Origin of the sequence: Algisphaera agarilytica (assembly GCF_014207595.1) — a bacterium.
In the GTDB taxonomy this organism is placed as follows: Bacteria; Planctomycetota; Phycisphaerae; order Phycisphaerales; family Phycisphaeraceae; genus Algisphaera; species Algisphaera agarilytica.
The window spans coordinates 3,199,218-3,210,133 of sequence record NZ_JACHGY010000001.1; the positions used below are offsets into that span (position 1 = coordinate 3,199,218).

The window sequence follows — 10,916 nt, forward strand, 5'->3', positions numbered from 1 at the left end:
ACCATTTTTCAGAGGCTTCTTCATGGATATCGTTGCATCGGCCTGCCGATCCTTCTCATGGTTCGTGGTTCTGGCCGCCGTTTTGACCGCGGCGATCGCTCAAGCGGGCGAGCAACCGCCGAATATCCTCTGGATCATCACGGACGACCAGCGGAGCGATTCGTTGGCGGTCTACAACCAAGTCACCACAGGCAAGGCCGAGAGCCCGCTGGGTTTCGTGATGTCGCCGCGGATCGACCAGCTGGCCGCCGAGGGTGTCTTCTTCACCAACGCGTATTGCAATTCGCCCGCCTGTGCCCCGTCGCGCAGCTCGATGCACACCGGCAAGTACCCGCACCGCAACGGCATGTTCGGCTTCCGCCCGGCCCACCAGAAGGTCGACGTCGCAAGCCGCATGGTCCCCGAGGTGATGAAGGAACACGGCTACCAGACCGCGCACTTCGGTAAGAGCGGCTACTACATCTTCGACTACCCCGGCCGGCAGACCTACAACCAGATCGGCCACTACGAAACTTTTGTAAGTCGACGCATGCTGCAGGAAAGCGACGGCAGCGACTTCTGGTTCAACAGGCCTTGGGGGACACACAACGGCAAGGGCGGCGTGCTCGGCACCGAAGAGGTGTTCCGCTTCCCCGATGGCACCGTGAAACGTTTCTGGCGCGAACGCCGGGACGCTGAAATCACCGAGGAAGATATCGCCCAGCGAAAGGCGGTCGAGGAAGAACTCGACATCCTGCGCACCTACACCCGCAGCAACCCGAACCTCATCATCGGCGGGGTCTCGTCCAACACCACCTGGAACACCCTCGACGGCGCGACCGCCAAGAGCATGCAGGAATACCTCGCCCAGGAAGGCCAGCCCTACACCCTGGTCGATGGCAAGACCAAGGCCAACGGCCCCGACCCGAGCAGGCCGGTATTTATTCACCTGGGGTTCAGCGCCCCGCACACACCGGTGATGCCCAGCAAGGAGTACCGCGACAAGTTTGCGGGCCAGACCTACAAGGTCCCCGCCTTCAGCGACCGGGAGATCGAGCTGCTGCCCGAGACGCTGCAGCAGATGCATAACGACATGAACTTCTCTCGGATGACCGACGACGAGCAACAGCAGGCCATCCGCGACTACTACGCCCTTTGCGCGATGCTCGATGAGTTGGTCGGCGCGTCCGTCGATTCGTTCAAGGCCTACTCCGAAAAACGCGGCCAGGACTTCCTCATCGTCTACGTATGCGGCGACCACGGCTGGCACCTCGGCGAGCAGGGCATCGAGGCGAAATTCGGCCCGTGGTACCAGTCCAACCACGGCAGCGTCATCGTGGTGTCCTCCGACCAAGAGAAGTACCCGCCCGGCACCGTCTACGACGGCTTCATCGAATACGTCGACTTTGCACCCACGATCTACGAATCCGCGAGCGTCCCGACCTCCGCCCACCCGGGGCTCGATGGCTTTGCCCTCAACCACATCCTTACGGGTGAGGCGGTTCAGCGTGACTACGTCATCGGCGAGTTCAACCAGGTCCGCGGCGAGCGGGCCTACCTCCGCACCAAGGATTTCGCCTTCTCGATGCGGGCACGCCCGTACTTCACCAAGCCCGGAGAAGGCTACGCCCCCGGCGAGCGGAATATGTGGGGCCTTGAGGCCTCGGCCGAGGAAGTCGAGATGTCGCTCTACGATCTGCGGATCGACCCACACGAACGGGTGAACCTGGCCTACCACGAGCTGTACGTCGAGCTGGCGGCCTTCCTCCGCAACAAGCTCGGCCGGATCATCCTGGGCGACGGCCGTGTGGAAGTCGACTGGAAGCAGGAAAACGTCTACCACGTCAGCGACTTCGCTCCGGGAGCTCACGACCGGAAGCTCGACATCCCCGCTGATATCCTGCCCGAGCCGCAGGTGCCCGAGGCGTATGCGGATTTGATAGAGAAAAACTAGGTTTCCTGTTGATGAGGCTGGCGGGCCGAATGGCTACACTATCCCGCCATGCCCGACCTCCGCTTCTACAACACGCTGACCCACCAGATCGAACCGTTTACGCCCCTCGAGGCGGATCGGGTGTCGATGTACAACTGTGGGCCGACGGTTTATGACTTTGCCCACATCGGCAATTTCAAGACGTTTCTGTTTGCGGATGTGCTGCGTCGGTTCCTCGAATTGGTGGGCTACGACGTGCATCAGGTGATGAACCTGACCGACGTCGGCCACATGACCGAGGACCAGTTGGCCGACGGCGGGGGGGAAGACAAGATGGAGGTCGCGGCCCAGCGGCTCGCCGAGGCCAAGAAGGCGGGCGATGCGCACGCCTCGGCCATCGACAACCCCAACGATCCGTACCAGGTGGCGGAGTTCTACATCGATGCGTTTATCGAAGACGCGCAGTTGCTGGGGATGAAGATTGCCGACGAGTTTCCGCAGAACATGCCGCGGGCGACGGATTTTGTGCCGAACATGGTTTCGATGGTTGAGCAACTCGTTGCCAAGGACCACGCCTACGTCGCGGCCGACGGCGCGGTGTACTACTCGGTGGAAAGTTTTGAGAGCTACGGAATCCTCTCGGGCAACAGCATCCACGAGTTGAAGGGCGGGGCGGGCGGCCGTGTGGTGGCTGAGAACCAGGCGGGGAAACGCCACCCAGCGGACTTTTTGCTTTGGAAGCCCGACGACACCCACCTCATGAAGTGGAACAGCCCGTACGGCACGGGTTACCCCGGCTGGCACATCGAATGCTCGGCCATGGCTCGGGCGGTGCTCAAACGTGATGTCATCGACATCCACACCGGCGGCGAAGACAACATCTTCCCCCACCACGAGTGCGAAATCGCCCAGTCCCGTGGCGCGACCGGCGAGGAGGAGTTCGCCCGCTTCTGGATGCACTCCCGACACCTCATGGTCGAGGGCACGAAGATGTCCAAGAGCAAGGGCAACTTCTTTACCGTCCGCCAAATCCTCGACGGCAGATTCACCGATCGCCCGGTCGACCCCGCGGTGCTGCGCTACGAGATGATCAAGGCCAACTACCGCAGCCAGATGAACTTCACCAAACGTGGATTGGAAGACTCGGCTGCGAACGTGAGGAAGCTCCGTGAATACGCCGCGGCTTTGGAAGCCCAGGCGGGCGAACCGGCCGATGTGGGGATCGCCCACCCCGCGGTAGCGCGGTTCGTCGATGCGTTGGCGGACGACCTCAATATCGCCGGGGCGTTGGCCTCGGTGTTCGAGTACATCAACGAGAACCCGGCGGCGGGCATGTCGGCAGAAGCGTCGGCCGAATCGCTTGGTGTGATCCGCTGCTTCGATCAAGTCCTGGGGGTGCTGCCCGTGGCGGACGCCGCGGGTGACGATGAAGCCTGGGCAAGCGAGAAAGCCGCCGCCCTCGACGCCGCCCGCGCGGACAAGGACTACGCGGCCGCCGACGCGATCCGTGGCGAATTGCAGGATGCGGGATACGACGTCAAGACGACCAAAGAAGGCACGGTCGCCACGAAACGCCTTGCGTAGTTTTCGTTGTCGGGAAGAGCTTTACGCCGCCTCGGTGTCGAGGTCGACACCTTCGTAGTGGTACTGCTCAGCGATGTACTGCTCCAGTGGGCGGATATCGGTGATGACCACGCGGAAGGGGATCGCCAGGGTCCGGGTGAGGTAGGCCAGGGCGGTGCCGAGCGTTTCGGAGGTGGTGCAACACAGCAGGTGGCCGTCGGGCTCAATCGCCAGGGGGAGGATCAGGAAATCCCAGGCGTCGCGGGCACAGATGTACTCGAGGGCCGCGGGGTCGTGAGCGGTCTGGGTGAGCTTGACGGCCGTGGCGGTTTTGCGTGTGTGTTCGATCAGGCCGCCGAGGAGATCGGATTCGTCGAGCTCAAGCTGCTTGGCGGCGTGTTCGAGGAAACACCGGTTATCAGACGTCACACCGGGGTCGGACAGCACGGCGGCGCGTTGTTCTTGAGAGATAAGGTTTTGTTGAACCAGAACGGAGGTCATCTGCTCGTGAGTCATCGACGGGGCTCCCTTGGTCGCGCAGGGCGATATATAACCATCGGCCGACGCGGAGCGGGGGTTGATTAATCTTGTGAGAAAGATGTGGGTTTGCGTTCGCGCTATTCCGACTTCTCGGGCTCGGCTTTGAGCTTCTTGAACGCTTGGATTCCATCGGTGATGTAAGGCACGCCGGAGAGGACGGTGGTGATCACGGTGGCGTAGACGAGTACATCACGAACCCAGCCGAGCCAGGTGTAGCCCTCGCGGTTCGGGTCGATCATCACGATCACCAATACGATCGGGACGACCACGGACTGGAGGATCATCTTGAGCTTGCCGGTCCAGGTCGCGCTGAAGTCGATGCCCGCTTTTTCGACCTCGCCGCGGATGCCGGTGACCAGCAGCTCACGGGCCAAAACCAGCACGACCATCCACGGGTACACCCCGCTGACCATCGTGCGGAAACTCCCTGCTTCCACCGCCATCGGGTCGAGGAAGCGCGGGCTGCCGAGGTAGATGACCGCCCCGAGGATCAGGATCTTGTCACAGAACGGGTCCATGATCCGGCCGAACTTCGAGACGACGTCCCACCGCCGGGCGAGGTAGCCGTCGAGGGCGTCGGTGATGGCGGCGAGGATGAACAGGGCGGTCGCCACTGGCAGGACCCAGAGCGGCGATTCGTGCTGCTCCCCGTACCGGTAGAGCTGAAGCACCCCGAAAAACGCCGCGGCGAAAACCAGGCGGAGCATCGTGAGCTGGTTGGGGATGTGCTTGCGTTCGAAAGCCATGTCGGACGCATGGTAAGGGAAAATGAACTGGGGTATTCGTAAGCGGAGCGCCTGCGCGGCGGGCGGTCAGGGCTTTGCCCCGACACCCCAAAGGCAAGCTGCGGCGGCTGGGCATCGGCAATTGGGCAATGACTTCCTTGGCGGCTTGGCAAATTGGCGTTCAATCCTGCGCCAGCGCCTTGGCGGCTCCGAGGCCCGCGAGCCGCCCGGTGCACCAGGCCCACTGGAAGTTGTAGCCACCGATCCGGCCGTCCACGTCGAGGATCTCGCCCGCCAGGTGCAGGCCCGGGCAGACGCGTGATTCCATGGTCGACAGATTGACCTCCGATAGCGGCACCCCGCCCGCGGTGACCTCGGCGAATTCGTAGCCCCGATCGGCCGTGACCGGCAGCGGCAGGGCGGTCAGCGTCCGCACCAGCGCTCGCCGGTTGTCTTTGGAGAGTTGTGAGAGCGGCAGCCCGGGTTCGAGCTTTGCCCCGTGCTGCACCAAAGCCATGGCCAGCCGGTCGGGGAAGTGGGCCTGCACGACCTGCAGCACGGTACGGCGGGGATGGGCCGTGGATTGTTCGAGCAGCTCGGTTTCGAGCGAGTCGAAAGTGTGAGAGGGCAACAGGTTCGCATTGAGCGACATCCCAGCCCCCTTTGCCCCGGGCTCTGCCCGGGGGCGATTGCCAGATGACTCCGCCCCCGGGCAAAGCCCGGGGCTAAGGGGGAAATCGCCGCCGAAGTGGCGGGAGATGTCCATCGGAGCGGGGCCCGACAGGCCGAAGTGCGTTAGCAGCATCGCCCCGTCCTGCTTGTGCAAGACCTTCCCCGTCGGCCCAGCAAGCGAAAGCTCCACATCCACCGCGATGCCCTTGAGTTCGGTCAACCAGTGGCCCTTGGGCAAGAGCAACGGCACAAGCGCGGGCCAGGTGTCGGTGACGGAGTGGCCCAGAGAACGGGCGAGCTGATAACCGAAGCCGTCGCTGCCGGACTTGGGCAGGGCTTTGCCGCCGGTCGAGAGTACGACGCGTTTGGCGTCGTACTCGCCTTGCGAGGTGGTGATACTGAAGCCGCCCTCGACACGTTCGATGGCCGAGGCGCGGTGCTCGGTGAGCAGCTCGGCCCCTGCCTCGTAACAGGCTTCAAGCAGGGCGTTGAGCACCGTGCGGGCTCGGTCGGTGGTCGGAAAGAGCTTGCCGGTGTCTTCGCGTTTGAGCTCGACGCCGCGGTTTCCGAAGAACTCAATCGTGTCGCTCACTGTGAATGATTTGAGCACCTTCTTCACCGCGTTACGCGACGACCCCGGCCCGCTGGCGTAGTCGTCCGGCCGAACGACGTCGTGAGTTACGTTACAACGCCCGCCCCCGGCGATAAGGATTTTGGCTCCGAGTTTTTTGGCGCCGTCGAAGGCTAGGACCGATCGCTCAGATACCGACTCGTGTTGAGCAAAGATCGAGGCGAACAGTCCCGCTGCCCCGGCACCGATGACAGCAATATCGACTTTGTTAGTCATCGATATGCCACGTGATATATGTCGGTATTGTGTGATTCTGTTCAAAATCGCTCAATGCCTGGCGGATCAGTTCAATCGGTAGAGCCCATGACTCGGGGTACTCGTCCACTTGGCCATTGGAAAGCTGGTACTCAATCGTTGAGTCATTGTCATCCGAATAATCAGGATTGCGGGACGTTCGGCTGCTACCGTTTTCAGAGTTCATAATCACGAGAAATCCGCGTTTGCCGTTGATGAGAGCGAGCAGGGAATCTCCATTCGGAGATTGAATGCAAAGTTCATCAAAGCTATCGCGATTTTCGCTCATGAGGTCTTACTTGAAGTCGTCCAACGACAATCCGCCCAGCCCCATGCCGCCGACGTTGCCGAGGCCGGACTTGAGGTTTTCTTTGGGGATGCGGGGCTTGGCTTTGCCTTTGACGATGGGCTGTTCGCCGCCATGGCGACCGCCGCCGCCGTGGTCGCTGCCCGCGGGCTTGAGCGACAAGCTGATCTTGCGCTTCTCTTCGTCGATGTCTTTGATGCGGAACTCTTTGGAGTCGCCGACCTTGACGACGTCGGTGACTTGACCGACGCGTTTGGTGTCGAGTTCGGAGATGTGGACCAGGCCCTCGATGCCTTGTTCGAGTTCGACGAAGGCGCCGAAGTCGGTGGTGCCGGTGACGGTGCCGGTGACCATGGCGTCCTTGGCGTATTTGACCGAGGCACCCACCCAGGGGTCGCCCTTGGCGGCCTTGAGGCTGAGGGTGAGGCGGTGCTTCTTGGGATCAACGTTGAGGATGGCGACCTGAACGACGTCGCCGACCTTGACGACTTCCTCGGCCTTGTGGATCCGCTTCCAGCTCATCTCGCTCATGGGCAGGAGCCCCTCGACGCCGGGCTCGACCTCGATGAACGCGCCGAAGTTGGCGGTGCGGGTGACGCGGGCCGAGACCTGTTCGCCGGGCTTGTACTTGTCGGCCACGCCTTCCCACGGGTCGGGCTGGACTTGTTTCATGCCTAGGGCGATGCGGTTCTTGTCGGAGTCGATTTTCAGGACCTTGACCTTGACCTTGTCGCCCGCCTTCACGACGTCGCTGGGCTTGTTGACGTGGCTGTGGGACATGTCGGTCACGTGGACCAAGCCGTCGAGTCCGCCGAGATCAACGAATGCGCCAAAGTCGACGACGCTGGAGACCACGCCTTCGCGTTCCTGGCCGACTTCGAGCTCGGCCAGGACTTTGTCACGGTTCTTGACCTTCTGGTTCTCGAGGTGGGTCCGGCGGGACAGCAGGACTTTCTTGCCCTTGCGGTCGATCTCCTGGACCACGGCTTCCATCTTCTGGCCGACGAATTGCTCAAGGTCCTCGACGTGGTAGAGGTCGATCTGCGAGGCGGGCATGAAGGCCCGGATGCTGCCGACCATTTCGAGCTCGAGGCCGCCTTTGTTGGATTTGGTCACGCGCGCTTCGACCACGCTGCCGCGGACGAGCTGGTCCCAGGTGGCAAGGCTGACGGCACCTTCGCGTGAGAGGTAGACCAGGCCTTCTTGTTCGTTGACCTTGTCGACGACGAAGTCCATGATCGAGCCCATGCGGGGTGGGCGGTCGAACTGGACCAGGGGCAGGACGCCTTGGAGTTTGGCGCCTTCGGTGGAGAGGCCGCCGGTGATATCGATGAACACGTCTTCGCCGCGGATGGCGGAGATACGGCCGCGCACGACCTGGTGATGGAACTCGCCCGTGCCGCCTGCGGGAGCGGGGTTCTCGGCGTCGCCTTTCTCGGCGGCGGCTTCGGCTGCGGGAGCAGCCTCGGACAGCGATTGTTCAATGAGTTGATCCACACCACCGGCGGCGTCGAGCTCGGCCTGGACCTGCGCATCGATGTCTTGCGCGCTGTCCGTGGCGGCGGGGACCGGGGCTTCTGGAGCCGGGGCGGCCGCTTCGGGCGTGGCCTGGGGGGCGGCTTCCTGAGTTTCGGGGGCCGGTTCGGGGGTGTTGGTCGGGGGGACGCTGTCGTTCATGTGGCTCTCGGAACGTTTTCCGGGGGGCGGGGACTAATGGGTACGCCAGAATCGTCCAGTTTATCCGGCGAGGCGTGTCGATGCTAGAAGCGTGGGACGATGAGCGGAGAATCATACGGGTTTTTGCCCGATTCACCGAACGCTCACATGCTGATTGCCTTTGAGGTAGAATCGCAGCGGGGCGGCGGCCCATTCCTCGGCGTAATCCACGCCCACCCGGGTGGTCGTCTCGATCAGCCGTTTGGGCATCGCTCGCTGGCGGAGCTGTTCCACAAATAGCGAGCGGTTTTCGACCAGATCGACCCCGTCGTGGCTCAGATCGATCCCGAAGGCCGCCCCCAGCTTGCCGGGGCCCGAGCAGAGGTCGGTGTCTTTTTTAGATTTGGAACGGCGTTGGTACATGGCATCCAGCCCTTCGGTCGGCTCGACCGCCCGGAGCAGGACGGCCAATGGTTGTTCGACCCCGGCGACGACGATGTTGAGCAGGTGGTGGATGCCGTAGTTGAGAAAGACGTAAGCCGTGCCGCCGTCGGCGAACATGGTTTGGGTGCGTTGGGTCTTGCGACCGTTGAAGGAGTGCGCGGCCTTGTCGATGTGTCCTAGGTAGGCTTCGGTCTCGACGATGAGCCCCGCGACACGCACTCCTTGCGACACGTGGACCAGGCGTTGGCCGAGCAGAGCCCGGGCGACCGTGACGGGGTCGCGGCGGTAGAAGTCGCGCTGGAGGCGGGGCGGTGGTTTCACGGGGGTGGGGCCACGCGGCAGCTTTGCCGCCGCGGGCTTTCGGGGGAGCCGGTGATTTATGCGTAGGCGTGAAGGCCGGGCAGGAGAAGGTTCACGCCCTTGTAGCACCACAGCATGATGATGAAGCCGACCACGCTGAGCCAGGCGGTGACCAGGCCGCGGTCGCGTACGCCGAAGCGGACGTGGATCGCGATGAGATAAACGATCCAAGTGATCAGGGCCCAGGTTTCTTTCGGGTCCCACGCCCACCATCGCCCCCAGGAGTGGTCGGCCCAGTACGCCCCGAGCAGGATACCCACGCCCAGCAGCCAGAACGCCAGCTGCATCAGTGTCAGCTGGGCCTGGTCGAGGTCGGCGAGCAGTTTCTTCCGGCCCGGCAGTTTCGAGTCGCCCGCCGCAGCGTCCATGTTGCCGGTGCCCGCGGCGACGAAGTTCATCGCTTCTTTCGATTTGACGTAGTGGGCGTAGAGGTAGGACAGGCTGACGAAGAACGACAGCGCGATCAGGCTGTAGCTGACCAGCACCATGTTGACGTGGACGTAGAGAATCCGGCTGGTGCCCAGGATCGCGGCGACCTGGCCGACCTCGTTGGAGGGGATGGCCCAGAGGTTGGCAACCATGAGCGCGATCGCGCCAAGGGCAGCCGAGGCAGCGCCGAAGACCCAGATCTTCTTGGTGAACATGAGGATCATGCCGACGAATACCGCGAAGAGCGAGATGGCGATGAACGATTCGTATTGGTTGTGGATCGCCCAACGGCCCGACAGGATCGCCCGGATCGCGAAGCTCGCCGCGTGGGCCAGGAAGCCCAGGAGCAGCATGGAGACGCCGAGGGTGAGCAGGGTTTTCCGGCCGGTACCGAGCGCAAGGATCATGGCGACGGTGGCGATGGCGTAGAGCCAGTACCCGATGGTGAACTTGCCGGTGATGTTGTAGACGTGCTCGAGGCTCAGCCGGTACTCGGCCGGGTAGGTCGAGGGGTTCTGGGCGGGCAGTTGCAGGGCGATGATCTCAAGCAGGCTGTTCACGGCCTCGGCGTCGCCGTGGCTCCAAGCGTTCTGGAGCTGTACCCAGAGGTCCGAGAGCTGGGCTTGGCGGACCGTGGTCGAGGCGGGCAGGATCACTTCATCATGTTGCTCGACAGGGATAGCGATGTGGGCCCAGTTCTCTTGACCCGGCGGGGGGCTGATCATCAGCAGCCGTTGCCCGGCGTTCACGAACGCGTCGGCCGAGCCGAAGAGCTGGTTGCGCCCTTTAATTTCGGTCTGATTGGTTTCGGGGCCCTGATACACCGACTGGACCGCGGGGTTGGCAAACATCATCCAGGAGATGCGTCCGAGCTGCTTCCATTTTTCCTGGTCGTCCTCGGGAAGGTTCGCCAGCAGCTTCTCACGGAAGGGCAGCACCTCGACGTAGAGGATGGGTTTGTCGGCGTAGTACGAGGCGTGGAACACAATGTCCAGGTAAGTGAAGACTGGGTCGTACTTCAGCTTCTTGCGGTCGCGGGGGTCTTCCTCGTCGGCGGTGTCCCAGGTGTAGTCCTGCCAACGCGACTTGCCGTAGATCGAGGTGAGCTGTTCGCGGGCCAGGGTGTCGAGGATCTTGACCCGGCCGCCGTCAAAGACCGCGAGCTTTCGGAAGGCGTCGAGGTCGACCTGCTTGGCAAACTCCTGGTGCTCTTGGCGGGTCATCGGGGCGTGGTTGTGCCCGGCGTGCGCGTGCAGGCTGTGGATCGCCGAGGGAGCCGTGGTCTGCGTATTGTCGGGCAGCTCGTTGCCCGCGGGGGCGTATTGCGCTGCGGCCGCCGCGGTGAAGAGAAGCAGGGCCAGGCACAACGTCAGTGGTTTGGCGAAAGCGTTCATGGTGTTCATCCGCGTGGGGCGGAGGTGGGTTCGAAGCGTCTGCGGCATG

Annotated in this window: 9 protein-coding genes; 2 read left to right on the forward strand and 7 right to left on the reverse strand. The window is 62.9% G+C overall.

The window, feature by feature from the left end; genetic code table 11:
* Positions 1-22 precede the first annotated feature (22 nt).
* Both HNQ40_RS13805 and cysS read left to right on the forward strand, forming a co-directional pair.
* Positions 23-1,933 carry a sulfatase-like hydrolase/transferase gene (locus tag HNQ40_RS13805; RefSeq protein ID WP_184678407.1) on the forward strand — a complete coding sequence of 637 codons (1,911 nt, stop codon included), beginning with the start codon at positions 23-25 and terminating at the stop codon, positions 1,931-1,933.
* A gap of 48 nt (positions 1,934-1,981) precedes the next feature.
* Positions 1,982-3,496 carry a cysteine--tRNA ligase gene (cysS, locus tag HNQ40_RS13810; RefSeq protein ID WP_184678408.1) on the forward strand — a complete coding sequence of 505 codons (1,515 nt, stop codon included), beginning with the start codon at positions 1,982-1,984 and terminating at the stop codon, positions 3,494-3,496.
* A 21-nt stretch (positions 3,497-3,517) separates the two neighbouring features.
* Here cysS and HNQ40_RS13815 read toward each other — a convergent pair whose 3' ends face one another.
* The 7 genes from HNQ40_RS13815 to ccsA all read right to left on the reverse strand — a co-directional run bounded on the left by HNQ40_RS13815 (position 3,518) and on the right by ccsA (position 10,915).
* The gene (locus HNQ40_RS13815; protein WP_184678409.1) at positions 3,518-3,991 is read right to left on the reverse strand and encodes a hypothetical protein; all 474 of its coding nucleotides are present in this window, start codon (positions 3,989-3,991) and stop codon (positions 3,518-3,520) included.
* Positions 3,992-4,092: 101 nt separating this feature from the next.
* On the reverse strand, positions 4,093-4,761 hold the full coding sequence (locus HNQ40_RS13820) for a CDP-alcohol phosphatidyltransferase family protein (RefSeq protein ID WP_184678410.1): 669 nt from the start codon (positions 4,759-4,761) through the stop codon (positions 4,093-4,095).
* Between the two features lie 160 nt (positions 4,762-4,921).
* Positions 4,922-6,259, reverse strand: coding sequence for a BaiN/RdsA family NAD(P)/FAD-dependent oxidoreductase (locus HNQ40_RS13825; protein ID WP_184678411.1), 1,338 nt, complete (start codon positions 6,257-6,259; stop codon positions 4,922-4,924).
* On the reverse strand, positions 6,252-6,566 hold the full coding sequence (locus tag HNQ40_RS13830; protein WP_184678412.1) for an Imm1 family immunity protein: 315 nt from the start codon (positions 6,564-6,566) through the stop codon (positions 6,252-6,254). The genes HNQ40_RS13825 and HNQ40_RS13830 overlap by 8 nt, the downstream gene beginning before the upstream one ends.
* Positions 6,567-6,572: 6 nt before the next feature.
* Positions 6,573-8,261 carry a 30S ribosomal protein S1 gene (locus tag HNQ40_RS13835; protein WP_184678413.1) on the reverse strand — a complete coding sequence of 563 codons (1,689 nt, stop codon included), beginning with the start codon at positions 8,259-8,261 and terminating at the stop codon, positions 6,573-6,575.
* A gap of 132 nt (positions 8,262-8,393) precedes the next feature.
* On the reverse strand, positions 8,394-9,005 hold the full coding sequence (locus tag HNQ40_RS13840; RefSeq protein ID WP_184678414.1) for a DNA-3-methyladenine glycosylase: 612 nt from the start codon (positions 9,003-9,005) through the stop codon (positions 8,394-8,396).
* Positions 9,006-9,061: 56 nt separating this feature from the next.
* Complete coding sequence (gene ccsA / locus HNQ40_RS13845; RefSeq protein ID WP_184678415.1) at positions 9,062-10,915, reverse strand: cytochrome c biogenesis protein CcsA; 1,854 nt, start codon at positions 10,913-10,915, stop codon at positions 9,062-9,064.
* Between the last annotated feature and the right edge of the window lies 1 nt (position 10,916).